The organism is Mycobacterium sp. RTGN5 (genome assembly GCF_033804465.1).
GTDB lineage: Bacteria > Actinomycetota > Actinomycetes > Mycobacteriales > Mycobacteriaceae > Mycobacterium.
Window position 1 is genome coordinate 999,710 of sequence record NZ_JAPZLA010000001.1, and the last position, 25,354, is coordinate 1,025,063.

24 protein-coding genes are annotated in these 25,354 nt (G+C 66.2%); 14 read left to right on the top strand and 10 right to left on the bottom strand.

Annotated elements, in window-relative coordinates:
* Nucleotides 1-2 precede the first annotated feature (2 nt).
* Entirely contained in the window at nucleotides 3-1,148 is a 1,146-nt protein-coding gene (locus tag SLQ31_RS04900; protein ID WP_319430156.1) for a thiolase family protein, read from the bottom strand.
* Nucleotides 1,149-1,217: 69 nt separating this feature from the next.
* Here SLQ31_RS04900 and SLQ31_RS04905 point away from each other — a divergent pair, with 69 nt between their 5' ends.
* Entirely contained in the window at nucleotides 1,218-3,425 is a 2,208-nt protein-coding gene (locus tag SLQ31_RS04905) for a molybdopterin-dependent oxidoreductase (RefSeq protein WP_319430158.1), read from the top strand.
* A 1-nt stretch (nucleotide 3,426) separates the two neighbouring features.
* Here SLQ31_RS04905 and SLQ31_RS04910 read toward each other — a convergent pair whose 3' ends face one another.
* Nucleotides 3,427-4,638 (bottom strand): CaiB/BaiF CoA-transferase family protein, encoded by a 1,212-nt coding sequence (locus SLQ31_RS04910; protein ID WP_319432840.1) that lies wholly within the window; start codon nucleotides 4,636-4,638, stop codon nucleotides 3,427-3,429.
* 189 nt (nucleotides 4,639-4,827) lie between these two features.
* On the opposite strand from SLQ31_RS04910, the gene SLQ31_RS04915 reads away from it, so the two are divergent.
* Together SLQ31_RS04915 and SLQ31_RS04920 are read left to right on the top strand one after the other, a co-directional pair.
* The gene (locus SLQ31_RS04915) at nucleotides 4,828-6,321 is read left to right on the top strand and encodes an aldehyde dehydrogenase family protein (protein ID WP_319432842.1); all 1,494 of its coding nucleotides are present in this window, start codon (nucleotides 4,828-4,830) and stop codon (nucleotides 6,319-6,321) included.
* 26 nt (nucleotides 6,322-6,347) lie between these two features.
* Nucleotides 6,348-7,196 (top strand): mycofactocin-coupled SDR family oxidoreductase, encoded by an 849-nt coding sequence (locus SLQ31_RS04920; protein WP_319430160.1) that lies wholly within the window; start codon nucleotides 6,348-6,350, stop codon nucleotides 7,194-7,196.
* A gap of 6 nt (nucleotides 7,197-7,202) precedes the next feature.
* Here SLQ31_RS04920 and SLQ31_RS04925 read toward each other — a convergent pair whose 3' ends face one another.
* Genes SLQ31_RS04925 through SLQ31_RS04940 form a run of 4 tightly spaced genes read right to left on the bottom strand, consistent with a single transcriptional unit; the run spans nucleotide 7,203 to nucleotide 10,526 of the window.
* Entirely contained in the window at nucleotides 7,203-8,420 is a 1,218-nt protein-coding gene (locus SLQ31_RS04925) for a cytochrome P450 (protein ID WP_319430162.1), read from the bottom strand.
* Between the two features lie 52 nt (nucleotides 8,421-8,472).
* Nucleotides 8,473-8,859: a hypothetical protein gene (locus SLQ31_RS04930; protein ID WP_319430164.1), complete on the bottom strand. Its 387-nt coding sequence runs from the start codon at nucleotides 8,857-8,859 to the stop codon at nucleotides 8,473-8,475.
* A 60-nt stretch (nucleotides 8,860-8,919) separates the two neighbouring features.
* Nucleotides 8,920-9,525, bottom strand: a complete 606-nt coding sequence (locus SLQ31_RS04935) for a cysteine hydrolase (RefSeq protein ID WP_319430166.1) — start codon at nucleotides 9,523-9,525, stop codon at nucleotides 8,920-8,922.
* Nucleotides 9,522-10,526, bottom strand: coding sequence for an aromatic ring-hydroxylating oxygenase subunit alpha (locus SLQ31_RS04940; RefSeq protein ID WP_319430168.1), 1,005 nt, complete (start codon nucleotides 10,524-10,526; stop codon nucleotides 9,522-9,524). Before SLQ31_RS04940 ends, SLQ31_RS04935 begins: the two co-directional genes overlap by 4 nt.
* A gap of 78 nt (nucleotides 10,527-10,604) precedes the next feature.
* On the opposite strand from SLQ31_RS04940, the gene SLQ31_RS04945 reads away from it, so the two are divergent.
* Nucleotides 10,605-11,042, top strand: a complete 438-nt coding sequence (locus SLQ31_RS04945; RefSeq protein WP_319430169.1) for a nuclear transport factor 2 family protein — start codon at nucleotides 10,605-10,607, stop codon at nucleotides 11,040-11,042.
* On the opposite strand, the gene SLQ31_RS04950 is transcribed toward SLQ31_RS04945, so the two are convergent.
* Nucleotides 11,035-11,958 carry an LLM class F420-dependent oxidoreductase gene (locus SLQ31_RS04950; protein ID WP_319430171.1) on the bottom strand — a complete coding sequence of 308 codons (924 nt, stop codon included), beginning with the start codon at nucleotides 11,956-11,958 and terminating at the stop codon, nucleotides 11,035-11,037. The genes SLQ31_RS04945 and SLQ31_RS04950 overlap by 8 nt on opposite strands.
* A gap of 99 nt (nucleotides 11,959-12,057) precedes the next feature.
* Here SLQ31_RS04950 and SLQ31_RS04955 point away from each other — a divergent pair, with 99 nt between their 5' ends.
* Together SLQ31_RS04955 and SLQ31_RS04960 are read left to right on the top strand one after the other, a co-directional pair.
* Entirely contained in the window at nucleotides 12,058-13,668 is a 1,611-nt protein-coding gene (locus SLQ31_RS04955) for an NAD(P)/FAD-dependent oxidoreductase (protein ID WP_319430173.1), read from the top strand.
* A 4-nt stretch (nucleotides 13,669-13,672) separates the two neighbouring features.
* Nucleotides 13,673-14,782, top strand: a complete 1,110-nt coding sequence (locus SLQ31_RS04960) for an alpha/beta hydrolase (RefSeq protein WP_319430175.1) — start codon at nucleotides 13,673-13,675, stop codon at nucleotides 14,780-14,782.
* Here SLQ31_RS04960 and SLQ31_RS04965 read toward each other — a convergent pair.
* The gene (locus SLQ31_RS04965; RefSeq protein ID WP_319430176.1) at nucleotides 14,770-15,378 is read right to left on the bottom strand and encodes a helix-turn-helix domain-containing protein; all 609 of its coding nucleotides are present in this window, start codon (nucleotides 15,376-15,378) and stop codon (nucleotides 14,770-14,772) included. The two genes, SLQ31_RS04960 and SLQ31_RS04965, sit on opposite strands and share 13 nt — an antisense overlap.
* 38 nt (nucleotides 15,379-15,416) lie before the next feature.
* Between SLQ31_RS04965 and SLQ31_RS04970 the strand changes: the two genes are divergently transcribed.
* The 4 genes from SLQ31_RS04970 to SLQ31_RS04985 are packed head-to-tail and all read left to right on the top strand — an operon-like array spanning nucleotide 15,417 to nucleotide 19,108.
* Nucleotides 15,417-16,499, top strand: a complete 1,083-nt coding sequence (locus SLQ31_RS04970) for a phosphotransferase (protein ID WP_319430177.1) — start codon at nucleotides 15,417-15,419, stop codon at nucleotides 16,497-16,499.
* Nucleotides 16,499-16,873, top strand: coding sequence for a nuclear transport factor 2 family protein (locus SLQ31_RS04975; RefSeq protein WP_319430178.1), 375 nt, complete (start codon nucleotides 16,499-16,501; stop codon nucleotides 16,871-16,873). Before SLQ31_RS04970 ends, SLQ31_RS04975 begins: the two co-directional genes overlap by 1 nt.
* A gap of 28 nt (nucleotides 16,874-16,901) precedes the next feature.
* The gene (locus SLQ31_RS04980; protein ID WP_319430180.1) at nucleotides 16,902-17,954 is read left to right on the top strand and encodes a TIGR03857 family LLM class F420-dependent oxidoreductase; all 1,053 of its coding nucleotides are present in this window, start codon (nucleotides 16,902-16,904) and stop codon (nucleotides 17,952-17,954) included.
* 5 nt (nucleotides 17,955-17,959) lie between these two features.
* Nucleotides 17,960-19,108 carry an LLM class flavin-dependent oxidoreductase gene (locus SLQ31_RS04985; RefSeq protein WP_413641512.1) on the top strand — a complete coding sequence of 383 codons (1,149 nt, stop codon included), beginning with the start codon at nucleotides 17,960-17,962 and terminating at the stop codon, nucleotides 19,106-19,108.
* A 2-nt stretch (nucleotides 19,109-19,110) separates the two neighbouring features.
* Here the strand turns inward: SLQ31_RS04985 and SLQ31_RS04990 are convergent, their stop codons facing one another.
* On the bottom strand, nucleotides 19,111-20,610 hold the full coding sequence (locus tag SLQ31_RS04990) for an acyl-CoA carboxylase subunit beta (protein ID WP_319430184.1): 1,500 nt from the start codon (nucleotides 20,608-20,610) through the stop codon (nucleotides 19,111-19,113).
* 61 nt (nucleotides 20,611-20,671) lie between these two features.
* Here SLQ31_RS04990 and SLQ31_RS04995 point away from each other — a divergent pair, with 61 nt between their 5' ends.
* From SLQ31_RS04995 to SLQ31_RS05005, 3 genes are all read left to right on the top strand, one after another.
* Entirely contained in the window at nucleotides 20,672-21,700 is a 1,029-nt protein-coding gene (locus SLQ31_RS04995; protein ID WP_319430186.1) for an LLM class F420-dependent oxidoreductase, read from the top strand.
* 97 nt (nucleotides 21,701-21,797) lie between these two features.
* Nucleotides 21,798-23,078, top strand: a complete 1,281-nt coding sequence (locus tag SLQ31_RS05000; protein ID WP_319430188.1) for an HNH endonuclease signature motif containing protein — start codon at nucleotides 21,798-21,800, stop codon at nucleotides 23,076-23,078.
* Between the two features lie 42 nt (nucleotides 23,079-23,120).
* Nucleotides 23,121-24,212 carry an alkene reductase gene (locus tag SLQ31_RS05005; protein ID WP_319430190.1) on the top strand — a complete coding sequence of 364 codons (1,092 nt, stop codon included), beginning with the start codon at nucleotides 23,121-23,123 and terminating at the stop codon, nucleotides 24,210-24,212.
* Here SLQ31_RS05005 and SLQ31_RS05010 read toward each other — a convergent pair.
* Nucleotides 24,185-24,673 (bottom strand): DUF2834 domain-containing protein, encoded by a 489-nt coding sequence (locus SLQ31_RS05010; RefSeq protein ID WP_319430192.1) that lies wholly within the window; start codon nucleotides 24,671-24,673, stop codon nucleotides 24,185-24,187. The genes SLQ31_RS05005 and SLQ31_RS05010 overlap by 28 nt on opposite strands.
* Nucleotides 24,674-24,747: 74 nt before the next feature.
* Here SLQ31_RS05010 and SLQ31_RS05015 point away from each other — a divergent pair, with 74 nt between their 5' ends.
* The gene (locus tag SLQ31_RS05015) at nucleotides 24,748-25,347 is read left to right on the top strand and encodes a TetR/AcrR family transcriptional regulator (RefSeq protein ID WP_319430194.1); all 600 of its coding nucleotides are present in this window, start codon (nucleotides 24,748-24,750) and stop codon (nucleotides 25,345-25,347) included.
* Nucleotides 25,348-25,354 lie beyond the last annotated feature (7 nt).

The following is a 25,354-nucleotide window of genomic DNA, read 5'->3' on the forward strand; positions in this document are numbered from 1 at the left end:
GCTCAAAGCGTGAGGACGGTCGCCGCGGCAGTGCCTGGCGCACCGTAGAGCTGGGTGAACCCGACCTTCGGCTCGCCGGGCACCTGGCGATCACCGGCTTGGCCGCGCAGCTGCCGGACGATCTCGTGGATCTGCCGCAGCCCGGACGCGCCGATCGGTTCGCCGTTGGCGATCAGACCGCCGTCGGTGTTGATCGGCATGGATCCGGTGATCTCGGTCTCGCCGTCGGCCAGCAGCCGCTCCTGGTCGCCGTCGGCGCAGAACCCGCACTCGGCCATGTGGATGATCTCCGCGCCGGCATCGGTGTCCTGGAGTTGGATGACGTCGACGTCTTGCGGTGAGACACCGGCTTTTTCGAACGCCGCGCGGGCCGCGTGAACGGTGGGTGCGACGTCCTCGTCGACCGGGCCGAACGTGGTGTTGACCTCGTAGGCGCCGTAGCGGCGGGTGCGAACCTCGACCGCTTTGAGGTAGACCGGCTTGGAGGTATAGCGATGCGCGATGTCGGCGCGGCACATCACCACCGCCGCAGCGCCCTCGTCGGGCGCGCAGAACATGTACTGCCGCAGCGGGTAGTTCAGCACCGGCGACGCCATGATCTCGTCGACGGAGATCTCCTTGCGGCGGAACGCATTCGGGTTGAGCACACCGTTGCGGAAGTTCTTGTTGGCCACCCGCGCCAGCGTCTCCTCGGAGATGCCGTGCTCGTGGAGGTAGCGGTTGGCCTTCATGCCGAAGAACTGGGTGGTGAGGTACTGGCCGTTCTCGGCGTACCAGCGCGGCATACCCACCAGTGCGGGATCTTCGGTGAACGCGCCGCGAGGGTGCTTGTCCAACCCGATCGCGATGCCGATGTCGTAGTCGCCCAGCCGGATTCCGTCGGCACAGGCCTTGGTGGCGCTGGCGGCCGTCGCGCAGGCGTTGAACACGTTGGTGAACGGGATCCCGGTCAGTCCGACCATGGCGACGATCGCGTCGGGGTTGGCGACGGTCCAGCTGCCGCCGGTGGCGAACTGGATGTCCTTCCACTCCAGGCCGGCGTCGGCGACGGCGGCGAAGATGGCGTCGACCCCCATGGCCATCGCGGACTTACCGTCGAACCGGCCGAACGGGTGCAGGCCGACGCCGATGATGGCGACATCGTTCATCGATGGTCTTCCTCTCGGGATCCGCCGGAGACGGGTGCAAACTGTAACACTTACAGTATCTTAGCTAGTGTGGCGTCTACGATCGAGCACAAGACCACGTTCTGCCGGATCTGCGAACCGCTGTGCGGCATGGTGGCCACCGTCGAGGACGGCCGGCTGACGGCCCTGCGCCCCGACAAGGACCATCCGCTCTCGGCAGGTTTCGCCTGCCAGAAGGGCATCGCGTTCACCGAGGTCCAGAACGATCCGGACCGGGTCACCACACCCCTTCGAAAAACGTCTACCGGGTACGAGCCCGTGAGCTGGGACGAGGCACTCTCGGACATCGCTTCCCGGTTGACTGCGATCCTGAACGCCCACGGGTCGGGGGCGGTCGGTTGGTACATGGGCAACCCGGGCGCCTTCAGCTATGCGCACACCTTCGCGGCACTGATGTTCATCAAGGGCCTCGGCCGCGACGGCCACTACTTCACCGCGTCGTCGCAGGACACCAACAGCAGGCTGATCGCCAGCCAGTTGCTGTACGGGGCGCCGACCTCGGTGCCGATCCCCGATCTGACGCGCACCGACCTGCTGGTCATGATGGGCGCCAACCCGGTTGTCTCCCATGGCAGTTTTCTCACCGCGCCGCGGATCAAGGACCGCATGCACGACATCGTCAAGCGAGGCGGTCGCGTCGTGGTCGTCGACCCGCGCCGTAGCGAGACGGCGGCGGCGTTCGAATGGCTGGGCATCGTGCCCGACGCTGACTCTTTCCTGCTGCTGTCCCTTCTGCGGGTGATGTTCGCCGACGGTCTGGTCGACATCGCACATGTGACGGCGCAGGCTGACGGCGTCGAATGGCTGCAGTCGCTGTGCGCGCCGTTCACCCCGGAATTCACCGCGGCCCACACCGGCATCGATGCGGACAGTGTCCGCTCGCTCGCGCGGGATCTGGTGCGCGAACCGAGGGCGGCCGTCTACGGCAGGCTCGGCACCTGCGTCGGCCGCTACGGCACACTGACCACCTACCTGATCGATGCGGTGAATCTCGTCGCGGGCAACCTCGATACCCCGGGTGGATCGGTGTTCAGCTCGATGGAGACCATCGGCGGACGCTGGCAGGCCACGATGATGGGCTTCGCGATGCGCCGCTCGTATCGCAACCGGTCTCGGATCGGCGGCATCCCCATCGCCGTCGCGATGGAACCGGCCGCGCTGATGGCCAAGGAGATCACCACCCCGGGCGACCGGCAGATCAGGGCGATGTTCGTCTCCGCGGGCAACCCGATGCTGTCGGTACCCAACGGCGACGAACTCGAAGCTGCCTTCGAATCCCTGGAACTCTCTGTGGGACTTGACTTCTACGTCACCGAGACCACGGGCCGGTGCGACTACATCCTGCCGGTGACCACGATGTACGAACGCGACGACTTCCCGTACACGTTCCAGGCTTTCCAGGCCACGCCGTTCCGCCAGGCCACCGAGGCCGTGGTCGCGCCGGCAGGCGAGGCGCGTTCGGAATGGGACATCGTCGAAGACCTCACGGTCCGGCTGGCGCCCAGCGTGCGTGCGTTCGCCAAACTGGGTGTCGTGCGAAAGGCGTTGGGCCGCTTCGGGGTCGACCTGAAGCCGCGGCTGATGATCGATGCGCTGATCCGGATGTCACAGGGCGGAGACCTGTTCGGGCTGCGTCGCGGCGGGCTCACCCATCGCCGGCTGACCGAGGACCACCCGCACGGTGTGGTCGTGGCACCGCATATCCGCACCGGTGTGCTGCGTAATGCGGTGGCCTACCTGTCCCGCCGGATCCGGCTGACCCACGCCGGTATCGCCACCGAAGTCGAGAAGCTCACGCGCAGCGAACATCCCGATGGATATCCGTTGCGGATGATCGGCATGCGCGAGCCGCGCTCGGAGAACTCGTGGATGCACAACTCGCCGCTGCTGATGCGGGGCGAGCGCGGACACCGTGCACTCATCCACGTCGACGATGCGGCCGAATTGAGCATCTCGGACGGTGATGTGGTGCGGGTGTCCTCGCCGTACGGCGAGATCACCGTCGAGGTGACCACCACCAAGGATCTGATGGCCGGCGTGATCGCCGTACCGCACGGGTGGGGGCACAAGGGCACCGGGACCTGGCGGGTGGCCAATCAGGCCGGCGGGTCCAACGTCAACAGGCTGACGTCGAGCGCGCCCGAGGACGTCGAGTCATTGTCCGGGATGGCGTGGCTGACCGGCGTCCCGGTACGCGTCGAGCGAGTCGCCGAGGCAGTCGCCGCGGAGAGCCCCTGAGTCAGGCGATCGCGCCCGATTCTTTGAGCGCCTCGATGCGGTCCCAGTCCAGGCCGACCTCCATCAGCACGATCTCGGTGTGCTCACTGGCCTGCGGCGCGCGGGTGGTCTCCAGTGCCTCGTGGTTGAACTGCACGGGCCCGCGGACCACCTTGAACGGAGCTCCGCCGTCGGCGGATTCGACCTCGACGATCATGTCGTTGGCAATGGCCTGCTCGTCGGTGCCCAGATCGACCAGACTCTGGAAGGGCGCCCACTGGCCCTTCATCGTCTTGAGATGCTGGCGCCAGTAGTCGAACGGCTTGCTGGCGATCGCCTGCGTGATGAGTTGCACGCCCGCTTCGGCATTCTGGATCAGCGGCATCACTTCGGAGAATCGTGGGTCGTCGGCGAGTTCGGGCAATCCGAGATGCTCGAACGCGTCGCGGATGTAGCCGGTCGGGCTGACGATGCACAGGTTGATGGTGCCGCCATCGGAGGTCAGGTAATTGGCCATGAACGGATTGACGGACGCCGTGGTGCCCGGCATCAGCGACCGCATGGTTTCCCCGGTCTCCATGCCCTGGGTGACGCTGGCGCCCGCCGCCCACCAGGCGGTGCTGAGCAGCGATACGTCGATCTCGAGCGCTTCGCCCGTCTTCTCCCGGTGGAACAGCGCCGCGGAGATGCCGCCGGCGATGTTCATCCCGCCGATCGAGTCACCGAACGCCGGGATACCCTGTGGCAGAGCACCTCCGAGCTCTTCGGGAGTCAGGGCGTGACCTACGCCGCTTCGAGTCCAGAACGCGGTGCCATCGAAGCCGCCGGTGTCCCGTTCCAGGCCCTTGTCGCCGTAGGCACTGCCGCGCGCGTAGATGATGTTCGGGTTCGCCGCGCGAATGTGCTCGACGTCGAACTTGTTCTTCTGACGCTGCGCAGGCATGTAGTTGGTCAGGAAGACGTCGGCCGTCTTGGCGATCTCGTAGAGCACTTCCTGGCCGTCGGGTGTGGACACATCGATGCCGACGCTGCGCTTGCCGCGATTGGGATGCTCGATCAGTGGGTGACGGTTGGGATCGAGCTGGAAGCCGCCCATGTTGATGAAACCGCGCTGGGTGTCGCCGCGGACCGGGTGCTCGACCTTGATGACGTCGGCGCCCCAGTCGGCCAGGATCGCGCCGGCCGCCGGAACGAACGTGAATTGCGCGACCTCCAATACCCGGACGCCGTCCATCACCTTGATCAAGTCATTCCCCTTTCGGATGCGGTGGTATCCACATTCTCATGCCCCGGCCGCCGCCAGCCGGGGAATCGGCCCAACACTGCCGCAGATAATTACTGTAACCTTTACAGTTGACCGTCCGAGAACAAGAAGGTGGTGCCTGTAGTGGGCGAGCAGGGTGCGACGAGCGTCGAGTTGGGGATGCGTGCGGGACAACGGGCCGAGACCCGGATGCTCATCGACGGAAAGCTGTCCGCGGCCGCCGACGGCGCTGAGTTCGACAACCTCAGCCCGGCCACCGGGCAGGTGCTCGGGGTCACCTCCGCCGGCGGGCACGCCGATATGGACCGTGCCATCGGAGCGGCCAGAAGGGCATTCGAGGACACCGACTGGTCCACCAATCGGGAGTTGCGCAAGCGCTGCCTGGCCCAGCTGCAGTCCGCGCTGGAGGCCGAAAAAGAAGACCTGCGTGAAGAACTGGTCGCCGAAGTCGGCTGCCCGGTGATGTCGACCGGCGACGCTCAGCTGGACTGGCCGCTGACCGAATCGCTGCGCTACCCGAGCCGGCTGATCGACGATTTCGACTGGGAACGACGGCTGGACGGCGGCGGGCTGTTCGGCGAGCGCAATGTGCGCACCGTCGTCAAGGAGCCGGTCGGCGTGGTCGCCGCCATCACCCCGTCGAACTACCCGATCGAAGTCATCCTCAACAAGCTCGGTCCCGCGCTGGCCACCGGCAACACCGTCATCCTCAAGCCGGACCCCAACACACCGTGGAACGCCACCCGCATCGGCCGGCTCGTCGCCGAGCACACCGATATCCCGGCCGGCGTCCTCAATGTCGTGCCCACACCGTCCAACGAGGTCGCCGGGCTACTGGCCACCGACCCGCGGGTGGACATGGTGTCGTTCACCGGCTCCACCGCGGTCGGCAAGCAACTGATGCGCGACGGCGCCGACACCATGAAGCGCACCTTCCTGGAATTGGGCGGCAAGTCCGCGCTGATCGTGCTCGACGACGCCAACCCGGCCCACGTCATCGGCGGCGCGATCGGGGTGTGCTCGCATGCCGGGCAGGCCTGCGCGCTGACCACCCGACTGGTGATCCACGAGTCTCTCTACCCCGAGGCACTGGCCGCCATTGTCGAGGCGTATCAGGCTGTGCCGGTGGGTGATCCGGCACTGCCCGGAACGTTCGTCGGCCCCGTTGTCAGCGCCAAGCAGAAGCAGCGGGTGCTCGACGCGTGCGATCAAGCCCGTCGCGACGGCGCCGACATCCTGATCGGGGGCGGACGTGTCGAGGGCTTGCCCGACTATCTTGCGGGCGGCCATTTCGTCGCGCCCACGGTGATCGTCGGCGTCGACAGCCGCTCGGCCATCGCCCAGCAGGAGATCTTCGGTCCGGTCCTGGTGGTGCTGCCCTTCCGCGACGACGACGAAGCCGTCCGCATCGCCAACGACAGCGCCTACGGTCTGGCCGGTGCGGTGCTGTCGGGATCGCTCGATCGGGGCATGTCCGTCGCCCGCCGGATCCGTACCGGCTCGATCGGGGTCAACGGCGGAATGTTCTACGGCGCCGACGCGCCGTTCGGTGGTTACAAGAACAGCGGTGTCGGGCGCCAGTGTGGCATCGAGGGTTTCCAGCAGTACACCGAAACCAAGACCGTCGCGTTCCGCGCTCCGCGCACATCCTGACCTCTCCTGCCGCGAAAGGAACCCCAGTGGGCAAGTTGGACAACAAGGTCGCCGTCGTGTCGGGAGCCGCACGGGGACAAGGCCGTTCGCACGCCATCGCGCTTGCCGCCGAAGGAGCGGACGTCATCATCCTCGACATCTGCGCCGACCTTGAGGGCAACACATACCCGTTGTCGCGTCCGGAGGACCTCGACGAGACGGCACTGTTGGTCGAGAAGGAAGGCGCGCGGTGCTTCAGTGCGATCTGCGATGTTCGCGAACGCGGTGCGGTGTGGCAGACCATCGCCGAGGCCGTCGAGGAGCTGGGTCACCTCGACATCGTCGTCGCCAACGCCGGAATCTGCCCGATGGGCAAGAGGCAAACCCTGCAGTCATGGTCGGACACCATCGACACCGACCTGGTCGGCGTGTTCAACGTGATCCAGGCCAGCATGCCGCATCTCAACGATGGTGCGTCGGTGATCGCGACCGGATCCCTTGCCGCCCAACTGGGTAGCGCCAGCAACCAGGGCCCGGGTGGGTCGGCCTACAGCCTGGCCAAGCAGATGGTCGCGCACTACGTCAACGACCTGTCAATCCAGCTGGCCAAGAGGATGATTCGAGTCAACGCTCTGCACCCGACCAACGTCAACACCGACATGCTGCACAACGAGGGCATGTACCGGGTGTTCCGGCCCGACCTGGCCGCGCCGACCCGTGATGACGCCGAGATGGCGTTCCCCGCCATGCAGGCGATGCCGGTGCCCTACATCGAACCCTACGATGTGTCGGCCGCGGTGGTGTTCCTCGCCAGCGACGACTCCCGTTATATCACCGGGACGCAATTACGCATCGACGCAGGCGGATTCGTGAAAGCGAAGCCCTGGAGGGGATGAGAAAGGCTAGCGGATGGCGTCGAAGGTCACCGGCAGCGATGTCGGTGACCGGAACGGCTGGCCGTGGATGTGCGGATCGTCGTTGTCCAGCAGCGTGATGTTCGTCAGCCGGTTCAACAGCGACTCGACGGCGACCCGGGTCTCCATGCGCGCCAGATGCAGACCCATGCAGGTGTGCTCGCCCGCGGCGAACGAGATGTGCGGCATGTGCTTGCGGAAGATGTCGAATTCCTCGGGCTTGTCCCACCGTCGTTCGTCGCGGTTGGCCGAGCCGATGCACACGTCAACCACCGAACCGGCCGGTATCGCAAGGTCTTCCACCTCGCTGTCCTCGGTGGCGAACCGTTGCACGGTGGTCAGCGGGGTCTCGTAGCGCAGGCCTTCCTCGATCGCGGGACGGACCAAGTCACGGTCGGCCTGCACCGCGGCCAGCTGCTCGGGATGCGTGAGCAGCAGGTACAGCAGATTGCCGGATGACCGGTACGTGGTTTCCAGGCCGGCGGGCAGCAGGAGTCGCAGGAACGAGTAGATGGCCTCGTCGGTGAGCTTCTCGCCGTCGATCTCCGCGGTCACCAGATCGCCGATCACGTCTTCGGTGGGCTTGGACCGGCGCTTGTCGATCTGCTCGAGGAAGTACTCCTTGAGGGCGGCCGAGGCCTCAAATGCCTTCTCGTAGTTGACCGCATAGCTGATCAGCTGGACCGCCCGGCGGCGGAAGGTGGGCAGATCTTCTTCGGGCAGCCCCAGCAGGCGGGTGATGACGCGGGTGGGGAACTCGAAGGTGAACAACCGGACCAGGTCGACCTCACCGGCGTCGATGAACTCGTCGATCAGGCCATCGACGATGGGCTGGACGATTTCGGGTTCCCACCGGGACAGCGATTTCGACTTGAACGCGGCCGACACCAGGTTGCGATGCTCCCAGTGCGCCTTGCCTTCCATGCCGAGGATGCTCGGGCCGATGAACAGGCCGATGGTCGCGTCGTAAATCTTGGAGTTGAACACCTTGCTGTCACGGAACACCCGGTTGACGGCGTCGAAGGACACCGCGGCGTACTCGTTCTTCGGGCGGAGGGATTCGGGGGTCTTGGAATGGTCGATGACCGTGCCGCGGAAGATTCCTGTTCCGGCCCGCATCTCGGCGAAGAAGGGGTAGGGGTTGCGCAGGTAGTCGGCGGGCAGCGGCGGCACGGTGGCGTCGGTGTCCTGGGTCTGGCTTGCCACGCGCACCCTCCGCTAGCACTCTACTGTAATGATTACAGTAGAGTACACGACGCTACCCGCCGTTGAAGTTGGGATCTTCGTGCGGAGGGGCGGGGCACCACATCAAGCCGCAATTGAATCCCGACGGGTTGTCGCCGGGCGGGTTGTCGCCGTTCCAGATACCCGAACCGGACAGCGTCGAGGCGCCCTCCACGAGTCGTGGCACATTGCCGTACCCGTAGCCCACTCGATACCAGGTGTGGCAGGTGTTCATGTCCCAGGCATAGACGAAGGATTGGTTCGGGCCTGAGGGCCACTCCATCGACTGGCCGGGGCACCAGTTGAAGGGGCCGCTGGTGGCGTGCGCGGTACCTGGGCCCAGGGCAAGCCCCGCGGCGCCGACGGCGCTCGAGAGCAGCGCGGCGGCCATGATCCGTTTGGCGTAGTCAGTGTTCTTCATGATCCCTAGCCTGCGCGGCGAGGTGCTGGCAGGGCATCGGGATTTCTCCCTATATACCGCTTACTCCCAGGCCGCGATCAGCTCATCGGTCGTGGTGACGGTGGCCAGCAGCGACAGGGTGTTGTCGATGATGGCCGTGCCGTAGTCGGTGGGCACACCGGCCACCGCATCGCGTGGCAGGACAACTCGATAGGCGGCGTTGACGGCATCCATCACCAGGTTGGGGATCGCGACGTTGAGTGACACACCGACGGCCACGATGGTGGTCACGCCGAGGTTGCGCAGGATCGCATCGAGGTCGGTGCCGCCCATCGGGCCGAGGCCGTGCCAGCGGCTGAGCATGAGATCGGTTGGTTCGGGCCCGAATTGGGGGAGCAGTGTGGCGCCGGGGCTACCCGGGGTGATGTCCACGCCGCTGGCGCCGATCGCGAAAAGCTTTGCGTTGTGGTTGGCGCCCAGTCCATCGGGCCGGCGCTGCACCAGGCAGTGCACCACCTTCACGCCCGCCGCGCGCGCGACGGGCAGCAGCCGCGCCACGTTGGGCAGTGCCTCGCGTTCCGCTTCCCGCGCCAGTGCGGCCAGTCCGGCGTCCGGGCCGACGACCGCGCCCTGCAGTTCCTGGGTGACGATCGCGGTGTGTGCCGGGTTGACCAGATCGGGCTTCATACCGGGGCCGCCGCCGCGACGTCGTAGAACTGCAGCGCCCACTTCCGCATGGCCATATAGGGTTTCGCGTCGATTTTGGCCAGGGCGGGATGTTCGACGTATTTCTGGTAACGCCAGATCTCGAGGTCGTCCCACACCGTGCCGAGGTATTGCTTCTCCACCCGCTCCCGGACATCGTCGGGGGGAATATCGCTGGTGTCACCGGCTTTTCGCGGCCACCAGATGGAGTAGAACATGTTGGACACCTCGTCGTCGACGGGCGTGCAGGCGAAGATCAGCCGGTGGTTCGACGAGCCTTCGAACGCACTGATCGCGAAACCCAGCCCGGAGAAGTGGCTGTGGATGCGCAACGCCATCTTGTTCGGGTCGTCGCTGCGGGCGTCGGGCCAGCCGGTGAGGAACCGCCACTCTTCGTCGACTGCTTCCCAGTCCAGGCACACCGGGGTGACGGTGGCATGGTGCACGTAGTGGAAATGCGCACTGTCCGGGCCATTTTCGGCCACGATCTGCGGATGCACAGGTTCGTTCTCGGCGAACCGGGAAAATTCGGGGTAGGGCCGGTAGTAGCCGTCCGGGTCGACGGGAAACTGCGGGAACTTGGTGAAGATGTCGGGCAGCTCCCACCGGGGTGGCTCGCCGGCCGGATGGTGCCACAGGAAGATGCAGCCGTGTTGCTCGGCAACCGGGTAGGCCCGAAGGCGAAGGCCCTTGTTGGGCCGGTCCGGTTGGTAGGGGATGTAGGTGTTGGTGCCGTCCGGTCCCCACCGCCAGCCGTGGAACGGGCACTCGACGCAGTCGCCGACGACGGTGCCGCCATGTCCGATGTGTGCACCGAGGTGCTTGCAGTGGCCCTCCAGCACATGCAGTTCGCCGGACTGGTCGCGGTAGATGACGAGGTCTTCACCGAAATAGCGAAGTGACCGGACGTCGCCGACACCGTATTCCGCCGACCAACCGATCATGAACCAGCCGGTGACCTTCCAGGTGAACGGAACTTTCACGCGGTGTCTCCTCCGAACTAAACGTGTACTAAGAGTATTACAGTAGTGCTTTCAGGCTGGCCCGAATGGAGGCGTCCGGTGGTCGATGTCAGCGACGAACTCGAAGCGATTCGACAGCTCAAGGCGCGGTACTGCCGCTTCCTGGACACCAAGGACGTCGAGTCGTGGCGGGGTGTCTTCGCGCCTGACCTGACCGTGCTGCTGGATGGCGCGGTATCGACCGGCGGCGCCGACCCGAAGACCGGGCCACCCATCCACGGCGTCGACGAATTCGTGCCCATGGTGCTCGGCACCCTGGAGGGCGTGGCGACGGTGCACCACTGTCACACCCCGGAGATCACGCTGACGTCGCCGACCATGGCGACGGGCATCTGGGCCATGGAGGACCTGCTGTTCTTCGGCGACGGCACGCACCTGCACGGTGCCGGCCACTACCACGAGACGTACGAGAAGCGAGACGGCCGATGGCTGATCACGTCGCTGCACCTGACTCGCACCCTGCTGCGGTTCAGCTGACCAGGGCGCCGGCGATGACGGCCTCGCCGAACGCGTCGAGGTAATCGGTGGCCTCCTGCGGGGTGGCCGCCTGGACGTGGGCGACGGCCCAGTTCGCGCCGTGCGCGGCGAGTTCGCCGAGCACATCTTGGGCTTGGCGCAGCGAGGAGTTGTCGTCGAGGTCGATCCACGGGCAGATCACCTGGACGTCGACGGACAGCGGATCGCGCCCGGCATCGGCAAGTGCGTCCCGCAGCCGGGTCAGCAGGGCGCCGAACTGGTCGGCGTTCTCCACCGCCGCGGTGCCGATCGCCGATGCCATGCCCGCGGGCGCGATGAGCGGCATCCAGCCGCTGCCGTATTGGACGACCCGGCGGATCGCCGCGGCGGTGTTGCCCCCGATCCAGATCGGCGGATGCGGTCGCTGCACCGGCGGCTGCAGCCACATCGGGCTGGTCGCCGTGAATCCCTTTCCGCTGACCGGTGTTTCGGGGTCCGTCCAGATCGACCGCAGTGCCGCCAATGCCTCGTCGAGCAGCTGGGCGCGGTCGGCGGCGTCGACGCCGAGCGCGGCGAATTCTGAGCGCAGGTACCCCGCGCCCACCCCGGCGATCAACCGGCCGCCCGACAGGATGTCGAGGCTGCCCAGTGACTTGGCGGCCAGATACGGGTTACGAAACGGCAGTACGTACAGGTTGGTCATCAGCTTGATGTCGGTGGTCACTCCGGCCATGAAGCTCAATGCTGCGATCGGGTCGAGGGTGTCGTGGCCGCCGTTGCGCCGCCACTTCAGCGAGGGCGCGGGGTGCTCGGACAGTGCGACCGCCGAAAAACCGGCAGCCTCGGCCCGGGTGGTGACGTCCCGGATCACGTCGGGGGAGAGGAAATCGTCGGGCGCGGTGGGGAGCTCGCTCGGATACTCCAGGGTGTACCGCATCGCCCACCTGAGGATTTCGGGGTTCCGGCGACCAGGCCGGTTCCAATACTGTAATAGTTACAGTAGCATCCGCCGTGCGAGGAAGAGAAGGGTCCGTTGATGGACAGTGCTGACGTGCTCGTGATCGGGGCCGGATTCTCTGGTCTCTACATGCTGCACCGGCTGCGAGAGCTCGGGATGCGGGTCCAGGTTCTGGAGAAGGCCGAAAAGGTCGGCGGTACTTGGTTGTTCAACCGGTATCCGGGTGCCCGCTGCGATATCGAGAGCATCGAATACTCCTACAGCTTCTCCGACGAGATCCAGCAGGAGTGGGTGTGGACCGAGACGATGCCGGCCCAGCCGGAGATCGAGGCGTACCTGAACTTCGTCGCCGACCGGCTCGACCTGCGCCGTGACATCCGGTTCAACACCGATGTCACCGCGATGACCTTCGACGAGGACACCGCGACCTGGACGCTGCAGACCGGCACCGGCGAGACGTTCGTCGCCCCCTTCGTCGTCGCGGCATCGGGCATCCTGTCGGTTCCACTGGAACCCGACATTCCCGGCATGGCGAGCTTTGCGGGGGAGTCGCTGTTCACCAGCCGCTGGCCCGAGGGCGGGTTCGATCTGACCGGCAAGCGGGTCGGTGTCATCGGGACCGGGTCGACCGGCGTTCAAATGATTCCGGTGATCGCCCGGGACGTGCAGGAGCTGACCGTCTTTCAGCGCTCACCCGCCTTCACGCTGCCGTGGGACGTGCGGTCGTTCGAACCCGGCGAGCTCGATGAGATGAAGGCCAACTACGGCGAGATTCGCGAAGCCCAGCGCCAGCATCCGGTCGGTGCGGCACGGTTGTCGGCGTTCTCGGTCCTGATCGACATGCTGATCAGCCCGCCGATCAAGGCGGCTAGCCGCGACGAACAGCTGCGCGCGGTCGAGGAGCGCGGCGTGATGGGCGCGCTCAACTGGGGCGACATCTTCTTCGACATCGAGGCCAACCAGATGGCCACCGCGTTGTACGGCGAGGCGATCGCCCGGATCGTCACCGATCCCGAGACCGCCGCGGCGCTGGTACCAAGCCACCCGTTCGGCTGCAAGCGCCCGATCATCGACCAGGGCTACTACCAGACCTACAACCGCGACAACGTGAACCTGGTCGATCTCCGCAAGGACCCGATCCGCGCGGTCACCCCGGATGGCATCGACACCGCAGACGGGCACTACGAGCTCGACGTCATCGTCTACGCCACCGGCTTCGACGCGATGACCGGTGCGCTCACCCGCATCGACGTGCGGGGCCGCGACGGTGCGTTACTGCGCGACGTGTGGGCCAGCGAGGGCCCGGTGTCCTACCTCGGGCTCGCGGTCGCCGGGTTCCCCAACCTGTTCACCGTCCAGGGGCCGGGCAGCCCGGCGGCGGCGACAAACTTTGTCAGCGCGCTGGAACAGCACATCGAATGGATCGGCGACTGCATCGCGTACCTGAAGAAAGGTGGGTACCGGACCATCGACGCGTTGCCGGCCGCGCAGCAGGAGTGGATCGAGCACACCACATCCCTTGTGGCGCCGACGGTTCTGGTGCATCCGAGTTGCAATTCGTGGTACAACGGCGCCAACGTGCCAGGGAAGAAGCGGATGTACATGGGCTACACGGCAGGGATCCCCGAATACCGCAGGCGCTGCGACGAGATCGCTGACGGCGGCTACGTCGGCTTCAAGCTGGCGTGACCGGATGCTGCTGAGCACACACGCGCACCGTCTGGCCACCCAGCTCGGCGGTGTGCTGCCGCGGTCGGTGGCCGCGCTGCGGGGCGAGGATGGTTGGAATCCCCTGTCCGGGCGGGGGATACGTCAGGTCGCCGAGGTTGCCCTCGACGAGCTGGTGGTCACCGGGATGACCCTGATGTCGTCGCCGCCCCAGCTGGGCCGGCCGGTCGAGGACTATGCCGGAGTGGCCGCGGAGTTGGCTGCGCTCGGCGTCGCCGGCGTTCATCGCGGCCCGGAGCCATTGCAGGTGAAGGAGATTCGCCGAGTCAACGCCGGCGTGCTCTCCTATGAGCGGATGAGCTACGACCACGACCCGCGGCTGGTGCCTGCGCTGGCCTTAGAACACGATGGGCCGGCCCGCGCCGAGGTGGTGCTGTTCCGTCACGACGACGGGCCACGGCCGTGGCTGGTGTGGGTGCACGGTGCGGGCCAGGGCGGGATGTCGGACATCCTGGTGGCCAGGGTCGGGCGCATTCACCGCGAACTCGGCTTCAACGTGGCCCTGCCCGTGCAGCCCGGGCACGGGCCGCGGCGAGATCGGTGGCCGGCCTACCCCGGGACCGATCCGGTGGCCAACGTCGCGGGGATGGTCCGGGCCGTCTCTGAGGTGCGGGCGGTGCTCGGCTGGATCGAGCCCGACTCGACGGCCATCGCACTGTCGGGGCTGTCGTTGGGCAGTGCGGTTGCCGCGTTGGTCGCGGGCCTGGATCAACGGGTCGACGCCGTTGCCCTCTACACACCGATCCTCGGCCTCAACGGAATGATCGCCCGGCATCTGCACCGGTGGGGTTCGGCGGCCGATACCGTCGGCGCGGCAATGGCATCCGAGATCGTGTCGGACTTGACGTCGGTGATCGATCCACTGGCCCTCGAGCCGCTACCGCCGGCGGAGCGGCGGATGATCGTCGGCGCCTGGCACGACCAGATGGCCTATCGGCAATGCGCGCTGGCGATGCACGACCGGTGGGGCGGCGAGATGTACTGGCACGACGGCGGACACGTCGGGCACCTGTTCTCCGGTGCCGTGCAGGCGCAGACCGAACGGTTCCTGGGTGCGCTGACTCAGGCGCCGTAGTCCCGAACGATCCGCTCGCGTGCGTGCGCCAGCTCGGTGTCCAGGTCGAAGCCGGCGGGAAGCGCGATCCACAGGAATGCGATGCCGAAGAACACCGCGGTGATATCGCTGACCGCCCGGTCCAGATCGATGCCTTGGCGAACAGATTTGTCCCGCTGCCCTTTTCGCAGGCCATCAGCCATATTTGCGATCCCGCCGGTCAGCTGGTCGCTCATCCGTTCGCGCAGCGGGGACGTCGTCTTCATGGACTCGAAGGTGGAGACGAACATGGCGCGCAGCACGTCGGGGTCATGGGCGTACAGGTCGCGGATGCGGTCGATATGGGCGAGCACCTGGTCCATGCCCGTCGCGCCCGGATTGAGATCCGGGCTCAGTCTGCTCACGTACTCCAGCAGGAAATCCTCCAGGATGGCTTCCTTGCCGCCGAAGCGGGCATGGACCATCGTGCGGCTGTATCCCGCGCGCCGGCCGATCTCGGCGGCCGTGGTTGCCTCCCAGCCCTTCTCAACGATCAGCTCGGCGGCAGCCTCCATCAGCCTGCGTCGGGAGGTTTCGACCCGTTCAGGTTGCGTCAAACCGCGCGCGGGAGAGGGCACCCTTGCATATTAAACACACGACAACTATCTTGCGAGGGGTGACTTCAGCCACGGCATCGGTGCCGCCCAGCATCGACGCGGTCGACTCGGCGTGGCTCACCGACGCGCTGCGGGCGGACCCGACGATCCCCGACGACGCCATCGTGACCGGCGTGGTGGCCGAGCGGATCGCGGAGGACAGTGGCTTCTCGTCGCTGCTGTATCGCCTGCACCTGACCGGCAGCCCCGGTCTGCCCGCGACGGTGATCGCCAAGCTCGCGGCGCAGTCGGAAGCCCGCGGCGCGATGGAACTGCTCGGCGGTTACCGGCGCGAGCTGGCGTTCTACCGCGATATCGCCGGCCGCGCGCCGATGGATACCCCGCACGTCTATGCCGCGCGGATCGCTGACGACTCTGCCGACTTCGTGCTGTTGCTGGAGGACTTGCGGGACTGGGACAACGCCGACCACCTTGCCGGATTGTCGCTCGAGCGGGCCCGGCACTGTATCGCGCAGCTGGCCGGGCTGCATGCCTGGTCGGTGCAACCGTTGAATGCGCCAGCGCTGCAGGTCTTTCCGAGCTTCGATATGCCCGCCGTCCGCGATCTGCTGGTGCCCGCCTTCGGCCCGGGGTGGGATATCTACCGGGCGCACTCGGATGCGCCGGTCCCCTCCTCTGTCGCCCGCTTCGCGGAGCATTTCACCGAGCACGCCGCCACCGCGCTGGCCGGCCTGACCGAGCGCTCGATGCTGTTGCACGGCGACATCAGGGCCGACAACATGTTCTTCGCGGGTGACCGAATGAAGGTGGTGGACTACCAGTTCGCCTGCGTGGGAGCCGGTGCGGCCGATATCGCCTATCTGGTCAGCCAAGGGTTGCCCACCGAGATCCGGCGCGGCCAGGACGAAGCGCTGCTCCGCGGCTACCTGGATAACCTTGGGGACATGGGGCATTCAGTGGGGTATTCGTTCGACGAAGCGTGGCGGCACTACCGGCTGGCGGCGGGTTTTCTGATGGTGCTTCCCGTGATCACCCTGATCGGCTGGGACGCATTGCCGCAGCGGTCACGCGACCTCTGCCTCACTCTCACCGACCGGGCGGTCGCCACTATCGCCGACATCGATGCGCTGGAGGTCTTCTGATGAGCAGGACAGCGCGTGAGGTCGTCGAGTTGTACAACCTGGTGGTCTGGAACGATCGCGATATCGCGCTGGCCGAGGAATTGCTGGGCGACAGCGTGATTCGCCACGACGTCGGCGAGGCCGTGGTGCTCACCCACGACGAGGCGGTCAAGCGCGTCGTTGACCATCTGGAGATTTTCGAATCGATTCGATTCGACCTGAACCTTGTGGTGGCGGACGACGACGGCGAACACGTCGCGATCGTCTATCAGTCGCCGATGAGGCTCAAGGACGGCATGGAGACGACGGTCGGCAGCATGGAGATCTTCCGTGTCGTCGACGGCCGGATCACCGAAGTGTGGAATTGCGGCTATAAACAAGGAGTTTGGGCGTGACAGATACGGCGGGCAGGAACGAAGCGACATGGGGATAAACACGCGCGTGCTCGACGAGCTCGGCTATTACCTGCTGGCCGGGGCCGGCGGCGAAGGCCCGGCCACCCTGATGGACGAGGCGCGCCGCGGTGAGGAGCTGGGCTTCGGCACCGGCTTCATCTCCGAACGCTGGAACGTCAAGGAGGCCTCATCGCTGGTCGGTGCGGCCCTTGCCGTCACCAGCCGGATGCAGATCGCCACGGCGGCAACTAATCACAACACCCGCCACCCGCTGATCATCGGATCGTGGGCCACCACGATGCACCGGCTGTCCGGTGGCCGATTCACGCTCGGCATCGGGCGCGGCATCGCGGCGATCTACGGGGCGTTCGGTATCCCGCCGGTGACCACCTCGCAGATGGAAGACTTCGCGCAGGTGATGCGACGCCTCTGGCACGGTGAGCTGATCTTCAACCATGATGGGCCGCTGGGGAAGTACTCGATTCTGTTCCTGGATCCGGACTTCAACGAGGACATCCGACAGGCCATTGTGGCGTTCGGGCCCGAGACGCTGAAGCTCGGCGGGCGGGAGTTCGACGACGTCATCTTGCACACCTATTTCACCCCGGAGACGCTGGCGCGCGCTGTCAAGACCGTCAAGGACGCCGCCGAGCAGGCCGGACGTGATCCCAACAGTGTGCGGGTGTGGTCGTGCTTCGCGACGGTCGGAGACCACCTCCCCGAGGAGCTGCGGCTGAAGAAGACCGTCGCACGGCTGGCCACCTATCTGCAGGGCTACGGCGACCTTCTGGTGCGCACCAACAACTGGGATCCCGCTGTGCTGGAACGCTTCCGCGCGGACTCGGTGGTGCAGTCAGTCGGCGGCGGTATCGATCACAAGGCGACTGCCGAGCAGATCGAGCACATCGCGACGCTGATTCCCGACGAGTGGCTGGAACCGTCGGCCACCGGGTCGGCGCAGCAGTGTGTCGACCGGATCCGCAAGGAATTCGACTACGGCGCCGACGCGGTGATCCTGCACGGCGCCACCCCCGACGAACTGGAACCGGTCGTCGCGGCCTACCGCCGGTCGGACAAGTAGCAGAATTGTCCCGGCTGCGGGTGGGTCTGATGGACCCTGTGATGGCTGCCGCCCGTCCGACGGCCGACGCGTTCAGCCGGGCCAACTATCTGTCTGCGGTGGCCGGCCGGGTCGACTCGTACTGGGTGCCCGACCACATCAACGGACAGACACCGCGACCGCTGTGGGATCCGAAATACACTGCGGCGGCTCGGCTTCTGCAGTCACCTGATGCGGCAATGGAGGCGTGGACCCTGCTCGGCAGCCTCGCGGCGCGCCGGCGGTTCAACCGGATCAGCCTCGGCATCGGGGTCACCGATACCGGCAAGCGCCACCCCGCCGTCACCGCACAGGCCGCCGCGACGCTGAACCTACTCACCCGTGGGCGCGCGGTCCTGGGCATCGGGCCAGGGGAGCGGGTCGGTAACGAGCCCTACGGGGTGGACTGGTCCAAACCAGTGGCCAGGTTCGAGGAGGCGCTGGCGACCATTCGCGCATTGTGGGACTCCAAAGGGGAAGTGGTCAACCGGGACTCACCGTTCTTCCCGCTGCGCAATGCGATCTTCGACCTGCCGTCGTACCGGGGCCGGTGGCCGAAGATCTGGGTGGCCGCCCATGGGCCGCGAATGCTGCGCGCGACCGGCCGCTACGGTGACGGCTGGTTCCCCGGGTTCGCGCACAGGCCGCAGGATTACGTTCAGCGCCTCGAGGTGATCCGCACTGCCGCTTCGGATGCCGGGCGTGACCCGATGTCGATCACGCCCGCCTTCTGGATCCCGGTCTTCGCCGGGTCGAGCCGGGATGCCGTCGACCAAGGTCTCGACACGACCGTCGTCAAGGCTTGGTGTCTCAACGCCCCCGCAGAGTTCTTCGCCCACCAGGGGGCGTCGCACCCGCTGGGCGAGGACTGCACGGGCATGCAGGATCATTCCAACTTCACAATGGACGAAGCCGCGGTGCACTCTGCGGCCGCACAGGTGCCGCTGTCGGTGATCAAGGCGATGATGCTGACAGGTACCGTCGACGATGTCCTCGAGCAGGCCGCGGTATGGCGTGATCACGGCGTGCGCCACCTCGTCGTGGTCAACTTCGGTGCGATGCAACCGAATCTGCGCAGGGGCCTGGGAACCATGCTGCCCTTCAGCAAGGTGCTGCGCGGCCTGCGCAGGTTGTGACGCTAGGGCGTGATGACGGTACGGCTCACCGGCTCAGCGCCTTCCTGACGGCTGAAGATGCCGCGCTGGAGTGCCAGCAGTAGCGCGTTGCGGGTCTCCTCTGGCGCGATCAGCTCGTCGAAGCCGAGATGACTCGCCGAGCGGTAGGAGGCCTCCAGCTCCATGTTCTTCAGGATCTCGGTGACATCCTCGTCGGCGTGTGATGCCCGGCCCAGTGCGGCAGCGCTCATCGCCCCCATGGTGGCGCCGGGGTAGGCGAACGTCGCGACCTGATTGTCGAACCCCAGCAGCGACATGACCATCGAGCCGAAGCCGAACGCCTTGCGCAGGGTGACATGGAGTTTGAGTGTGGTGGCCGCGGTCTGGGCAGCGAACATCCTTGCGCCGCTGCGTAGTACGCCGCTGCGTTCGGATTGGCTGCCCGGAAGCATGCCGGGGTTGTCGGCCAGGAACACGAGCGGCAGGTGGAACGAGTCGGCGACCATGATGAAGTGAGCGGCCTTGTCGGCGGCATCGGAGTCGATGGACCCCGCAATTTGGGTGGGTTGGTTGGCGACAACCGCGACGGGATACCCGCCTAGGTGGGCGAGTGCGCAGATGATGGCCTCGCCGAACTTCGGCTGGATCTCCAGCCAGTCCGTCTCGTCGAACACGACGTCGAGGACGGTGCGCATGTCATAGATGTTGCGGTTGTCCCGCGAGACAATGTCGATCAGCTCAGGGGTGGGGCGAAGGCCGGCATCCTCGTCGTACAGCCGGGTCGGGGGATACGACCATGCGCTGGAAGGGAAGTAGGACAGGTAGCGCCGGATGTCGTCGAGCACCGCCTCGTCGGTCTCGGCGTAGTTGTGAATGACGCCACTGGGCAGCGCGACCGTCGGGCCGCCCAGGTCCTCCTTCGAGATCTCTTCTCCGGTAGCCTCTTTCACCACCGGGGGACCTGCGGTGAAGATCGCACCCTGATTGCTCATGATGGAGAAGTCGCACACCGGTGCGACGAGCGCGCCGTGACCTGCCGACGGGCCGAGGACGGCGGATATCGTCGGGACCTTGCCGGAGCACCGCGCCTGGGCGATCAGGTCGGTCGGTGTGCGGCCGTAGTGTTCGCCGCCTGCCGCCCGGAATCCGGCGCCCTCCAACAGCATCACCAGTGGAATCTTGTTGCGCAGCGCGAGCTCGGCAAGCCGATACCGTTTGGCGTTGCCGCCGGGTCCGATGCTGCCGGCCAGGGTGGTGAAATCCTCCGCACCGACCATGACCGGCGTGCCGCCGATGCGACCGGCGCCGGCAACGAGACCGTCCGCGGCGATGTCACCGCCGACCAGGGTGCCGAACTCCTGAAAGGTGCCCGGATCGAGGAGGTGATCGACGCGGCCGCGGGCGTCGAGCTTCCCCTTGCCGTGGTGTTTGGCGACGCGCTCCTCACCGCCCATCGCGTGCGCGTGTTGGCGACGGCGACTCAGGTCGTGAAGCGTCTCCTGCCAGTCCTGGGCGTTGCTCATCGACTGTCCTAACGGTGGCGGCGTTGACCATACTGAAGTGCTTACTGTAGCGTCTGCCGCCATGGGCGAGGTCGGCGGTCTCAAGGTCGATCGCGGGGTGATCAGCCGGCTCGCCGACGTTGCCGATTCGGCTCGTGAAGTGGAACGTCTCGGTTACGACGGGTGCTGGACCGCCGAGATCAGTCACGACCCGTTCCTGCCGCTCACGCTCGCCGCCGAGCACACCACCACGATCGAACTGGGGACCAGCATCGCGGTCGCGTTCGCCCGCAATCCGATGACGGTGGCCAACATCGGCTGGGATCTGCAGGACTTCTCCCGCGGGCGGCTGCTGCTCGGGCTGGGCACCCAGATCAAGCCGCATATCGAGAAGCGATTCAGCATGCCGTGGAGCCAGCCGGCCCGCCGGATGCGCGAATTCGTCCTTGCGCTGCATGCTATTTGGGACTGCTGGCGGGACGGCACCAAGCTGAGCTTCGACGGCGACTTCTACACCCATCGCCTGATGACACCGATGTTCGTGCCGGAGTCGCACCCGTATGGGTCACCGAAGGTCGTGATCGCGGCAGTTGGTGAATTGATGACGGAGGTATGCGGCGAGGTCGCCGACGGCCTGATCGCGCACGCCTTCACCACCAAACGGTATTTCGACGAGGTGACAATTCCGGCGCTGCAGCAGGGGATGGCCAAGTCGGGGCGCTCGCGGGCCGATTTCCAGGTGATGGCACCGGTGTTCGTGGTCACCGGGGTGGACGAGGCGGAGATCGCGGCCGCCGCGGTGGGCACCCGCAAGCAGATCGCGTTCTACGCGTCCACACCTGCGTATCGGAAGGTGTTGGAGCTGCACGGCTGGGGCGACCTGCAGACCGAGTTGCACCGGCTGTCGCTGGAGGGCCAGTGGGATGCCATGGCCACGCTGATCGATGACGAGATTCTGTCGACGTTCGCTGTTGTCGCCCCGGTCGATGGGTTGGCAGCGGCGTTGCGGGAACGCTGCGACGGCATTATCGACCGGGTGATGGTCGGGCTGCCGTCCTCGGCGTCGGAGGCCACCGTGCGCGCGTTCCTCGACGAGGTCCGCGCCAGCTGAGTTCCGTTGTGGGCATTGGCTTATCCCCAGTTTCGGATTGGTCCACAGATTGCTTCTGGTCGCAGTTTTTGTCGTAGGGTGGGCATAGTATTCGAACATGAGTTCGATCGATGTGGCGCTGGATGCGCTCACCGCCGCGGTCGAATTGGTGGGTGCCGCTGATATCGAGGAATTACCGGCACCGGAACGCTTCGCGCCGATCGAACGCCTCGAAACCGCGGTACGGCGCCTGGTCGCGGTGTCGCACACCCAGATCACCCATCTGGAGCGTTACGAGGGCTGCCCGCCGATCCCGATCGTGTTGGCTGATGTGTTGCGGATCAGCCGGCCCGCGGCCAACCGGCGGGTCCGTGATGCTGAACAGTTGACGGCGCGCACCACGTTGACCGGCGACCCGTTACCGGCCTTGCTCCCAAACACCGGCTCGGCGTGGGAGGCCGGGGACCTCGACGGTGAGCATGTGCAGGTGATCCAGAAGTTCTTCCGCGACCTGCCCGACCATGTGGGGCCGGTCGACGTGGACAAGGCCGAGAAGTCCTTGGCCGAGCACGCCCGGACGTTGCGGCCCGATCAGCTGGCGAAGGTCGCCTGCCGCCTCGCGACTCACCTCAACCCCGACGGGAAATTCTCCGAGGAAGACCGGGCCCGCAAGCGTGGCTTCCTCTGGTGCGGGGGTCAACGCGCCGATGGCATGAGCGTGGGCAAGCTGACCGCTGCACCCGAACTGCGCGCGATGTTGGATGCGTGGCTGGCGAAGTTCGCCGCACCGCAGCCCGACGATCTGCGCAGTCACGCCCAACGCCAACACGACGCACTCTCCGAGCTGGTAGGTGGTCGGTTGGGAGATCCGAAACTCGGTCAGCACAACGGGTTACCGGTTACCGTCATCGTCACTACAACCCTGCAGGAATTGCAGAATGGTGCCGGCCACGCGGTCACTGCGGGCGGTACGTTGGTCCCGATCTCGGACCTGATTCGCATGGCTACTCCGGCGAACCCTTATCTGGCGGTCTTCGACGGGGTCACCGGAAAATCCTTGTGGCTGGGCAGATCCAAACGCTTGGCCTCAGCTGATCAACGCATTATGTTGCTGGCCAAATACCGTGGCTGCACCGCGCCTGGCTGCACCGTCAACGGCTATAACAGCCAGGTCCACCACGCCACCAAAGACTGGAAACACGGCGGCACCACCGACATCGATCACCTCACGTTGGCGTGCAAATGCGACAACCTGCTGGTCGAAAACGACGGCTGGACCACCCAACAACTCCCCAACGGCCAAACCCACTGGACCCCACCGCCGGGCGTCCCACTGCGCGGCGGCACCAACGACTACCACCACCCCGAACGCCTCCTCCCGAAGGACGACGATCCGTAGCGCGGGGAATGAATCGGCACGTTGGGGCACTTGTAGCCGAACATGACGTTCACCCTGGCCGACGACGCAGCCTTGTTTCAGCCGATCACCATCGGGGCGAATATCGCCCGGAATCGGCTGTTCATGGCGCCGTTGACGCGCTCGCGTGCCGAGGCGGACGGCACACCCAGTGACCTGCAGGTCGAGTACTACGCGCAGCGCGCGTCGGCGGGGCTGATCATCACCGAAGCCACAGCCATCTCCCAGGTCGGCAACGGCGCCTACGTCAACACCCCGGGCATCTACACCGACGGCCATCAGGAGAAGTGGGCCGAGGTCGCCTCGGCCGTCCACGCCCAGGACGGGCTGATCTTCATGCAGATCTGGCACGTCGGCAGGATGGCGCACCCGGACATCAGCGGCGCCGAGTCGGTCGCACCCTCACCGATTGCGGCGGACATGCTGGCGCACACCCCGAACGGCAAGAAGCCGCTCCCGGTGCCTCGGGCGCTCGAGGCGAGCGAAATCGCCGGTGTGGTGGCGCAATTCCGCGCAGCCGCCCGCCGCGCCATCGACGCCGGACTCGACGGCGTCGAAATCCATTCCGCCAACGGCTATCTGCTGCACCAATTCCTGGCCGATGCCACCAACACCCGCACTGACCGCTACGGCGGATCCGCGCAGAACCGCGCGCGGCTGACGTCCGAGGTCGTCGAGGCTGTAGCCGACGAGATCGGCGCAGACCGTGTGGGGTTGCGTATCTCGCCAGGAAACGGCGCAGGCGACGTCAACGAAATCGACACCGCCTCGGCCTATGAGTCTCTGCTGGAACGGATCTCACCGCTCGGGCTCGCCTACCTGCATGTGCTGATCCACCCGGACGCGCCCGAATTCGGCATCGTCCGGGCGCTGTGGTCCGGGCCGTTCGTCCTCAACACCGGCCGCGACGTCGACACGAGCTTCTGCGAGTTGGAGAACCTCGCCGACTGGGGTGCCATCAGCGCCGCCGCCGTCGGCCGGGCCTATCTGGCCAACCCCGACCTCATCGAACGGCTGCGCACTGGCGCCGAACTGACCGAGCCCGACGTGGCCACGTTCTACTCGCCGGGTGCTGCGGGCTACGTCGATTATCCGATGCTGGCGCCGACGGTCTGAGCCGACTTCTCGTGCAGCCGCTGGCGTTCCACGGTGGCGAGATAGAACGCCCAGCCGAACGCGAAGCTGGTGAACAGGCTGGAGACGAAGAACAGCCACGGCCGGCGAATCCCGCGCCGGTAGCCGTCGATGATCGTGAACAACGGCAGCAGGAGCACATTGCCGATCGTGTAGTCCTGGCTGGCTGACGACGCGGCAGGGTTGGCGTATCCCAGCGTGATGTACTGCCACCAGCTGCCCGCACCGGTGAAGACGTTGCCGCTGCCGTCGGCGTACTGGTGCACGAACTGGATGTTGAAGTACCAGCCCAGCGCGATCGATGCGAGACCGATGACGTAGTAGAGGATCTCGAGGGCACTGACCGCGGGCCCGGTGGCCGGCCGCCGGAAGATCGACGAATTGGATCCGATGATCCACGCGATGACGAGGACAGCCAGCACTGCATGCACAAGAAGCGTCATGGCTTCGCAACTGTAGTGAAGATTGCCGCACGTTTTGTCAATTTTGACAATACTTTTTGCGGTACGTTACCCCGGTGGTTCGGCCTGCTCAGACAGCGCGCAGCGAGCGCACGCGCGATGCGCTGAGGCGTGCCGCCCTGGTGCGCTTCCTCGCCCAGGGCGTCGAGGACACCTCCGCCGAGCAGATCGCCGACGACGCCGGCGTCTCATTGCGCACCTTCTATCGGCACTTCACGTCCAAACACGACCTGCTGTTCGCCGACTACGACGTAGGCCTGGAGTGGTTCCGTGCCGCACTCAACGCGCGCTCCCCGGGGGAGTCGATCATCGCATCGGTGCAATCGGCCATCGACGCCTCGCCGTATGACCCGGAAGCCGTCGCCCAGATCGCCGCGCTGCGGGCCAAGGAACTCGACCCAGGCCGTATCGTCCGTCACACCCGGCAGGTGGAGGCCGAGTTCGCCGACGCGATCGCCGACCAGCTGTCGCTGAGCGCGCCGCCGGTCACCCCCGATGAGCGGCTGCGCGTCATCGTCACCGCGCGGTGCATCGCCGCAGCAGTCTTCGGTGCGATGGAGCTGTGGATGGTCGGCGAGGACCGGTCGCTGGCCGAGCTGGCGCGGCTGTGCCGTACCGCGCTGGAGTCGCTGCGCGACGGCATCATCGAGGGGTGACGGCGTC

Bases quoted from the DNA above. Each gene is read 5' to 3' on its own strand.
- SLQ31_RS04915 (WP_319432842.1), top strand. From the start codon at position 4,828: ATGCGTGCGGGACAACGGGCCGAGACCCGGATGCTCATCGACGGAAAG.
- SLQ31_RS04960 (WP_319430175.1), top strand. From the start codon at position 13,673: ATGCTGCTGAGCACACACGCGCACCGTCTGGCCACCCAGCTCGGCGGT.
- SLQ31_RS05010 (WP_319430192.1), bottom strand. From the start codon at position 24,673: ATGACGCTTCTTGTGCATGCAGTGCTGGCTGTCCTCGTCATCGCGTGG.
- SLQ31_RS04900 (WP_319430156.1), bottom strand. From the start codon at position 1,148: ATGAACGATGTCGCCATCATCGGCGTCGGCCTGCACCCGTTCGGCCGG.
- SLQ31_RS05005 (WP_319430190.1), top strand. From the start codon at position 23,121: ATGACGTTCACCCTGGCCGACGACGCAGCCTTGTTTCAGCCGATCACC.
- SLQ31_RS05000 (WP_319430188.1), top strand. From the start codon at position 21,798: ATGAGTTCGATCGATGTGGCGCTGGATGCGCTCACCGCCGCGGTCGAA.
- SLQ31_RS04935 (WP_319430166.1), bottom strand. From the start codon at position 9,525: ATGAAGCCCGATCTGGTCAACCCGGCACACACCGCGATCGTCACCCAG.
- SLQ31_RS04990 (WP_319430184.1), bottom strand. From the start codon at position 20,610: ATGAGCAACGCCCAGGACTGGCAGGAGACGCTTCACGACCTGAGTCGC.
- SLQ31_RS04980 (WP_319430180.1), top strand. From the start codon at position 16,902: ATGGGGATAAACACGCGCGTGCTCGACGAGCTCGGCTATTACCTGCTG.
- SLQ31_RS04975 (WP_319430178.1), top strand. From the start codon at position 16,499: ATGAGCAGGACAGCGCGTGAGGTCGTCGAGTTGTACAACCTGGTGGTC.
- SLQ31_RS04930 (WP_319430164.1), bottom strand. From the start codon at position 8,859: ATGAAGAACACTGACTACGCCAAACGGATCATGGCCGCCGCGCTGCTC.
- SLQ31_RS04950 (WP_319430171.1), bottom strand. From the start codon at position 11,958: ATGCGGTACACCCTGGAGTATCCGAGCGAGCTCCCCACCGCGCCCGAC.
- SLQ31_RS04995 (WP_319430186.1), top strand. From the start codon at position 20,672: ATGGGCGAGGTCGGCGGTCTCAAGGTCGATCGCGGGGTGATCAGCCGG.
- SLQ31_RS04910 (WP_319432840.1), bottom strand. From the start codon at position 4,638: ATGGACGGCGTCCGGGTATTGGAGGTCGCGCAATTCACGTTCGTTCCG.
- SLQ31_RS04955 (WP_319430173.1), top strand. From the start codon at position 12,058: ATGGACAGTGCTGACGTGCTCGTGATCGGGGCCGGATTCTCTGGTCTC.